This window comes from Oleiphilus sp. HI0061 (genome assembly GCF_001635675.1).
In genome coordinates this window covers 1-696 of record NZ_LWFE01001365.1, presented here as the reverse complement: position 1 = coordinate 696, position 696 = coordinate 1, and the positions used below count along the sequence as shown (strand labels likewise).

The 696-nt window shown below is 44.5% G+C and carries 1 protein-coding gene and 1 pseudogene; both read left to right on the top strand.

Translation table 11 applies throughout. From position 1 onward, the window contains the following. Nucleotides 1-236: ExbD/TolR family protein (locus A3735_RS21590; RefSeq protein WP_369820547.1), on the top strand; the 236-nt coding region annotated here is incomplete at its 5' end. A gap of 2 nt (nt 237-238) precedes the next feature. Further along, nucleotides 239-696, top strand: a pseudogene (locus A3735_RS21585) (hypothetical protein); the annotation flags it as partial.

Below are 696 nucleotides of genomic sequence, written 5' to 3'. Positions count from 1 at the left end.
AAGTCGCCGAGCTTCGTGAATTTCAAGGAGAGGTAGAACCTCTGCTTAAGGCTGAGTTAGACTATCAGGCTTCAAAGTCTAACAGCGCAGTCGCGCCAGAAGGGCGTCCAATCACTATCGTTGCCGATCGAGAGTTGCCATATGAGCTGTTAAAGAAAATTATGACAACCTGTGTGGATTCTGGTTATGCCAGCATTTCACTTGCGGTTAATAAGCATGTTGAGCAGGAGGCTTAATCATGGCGTTTAATCAATTAGGGCCAGCCTGGAATGCCGAAGCAGGTGAGAGTGAACGCTTAGGGAAGATTACCGCAGCGGTTATTCCTGTATTTTTGGCAATCGCTGTTTATGTCTCGTGGGTGGATTTACCTGAGCAAGATAGGGAAGAGCTGGAAGCCCTGCCTCCTCAACTAGCAAAGGTCATACTTAAGAAAAAAGAAAAGCCTAAACCTGTCCTTAAAAAAGAGATTAAGAAAGAGATTAAGAAGGTTGAGCCTGAGAAGAAAGTTGCTGAGAAGCCAAAACCGAAACCAAAACCTAAGGCTCAAATAGCGAAAAAGCCCAAGCCAAAAATTAAGCCGAAAGCAAAAGATATTCAGTTGGCACGAGAGAAAGCCAAAACATCTGGTTTGCTAGCGATGAGTAATCAGTTGTCTGCACTAAGTAGCTTAGCTGATAGCGTTAAACTCGATACGCC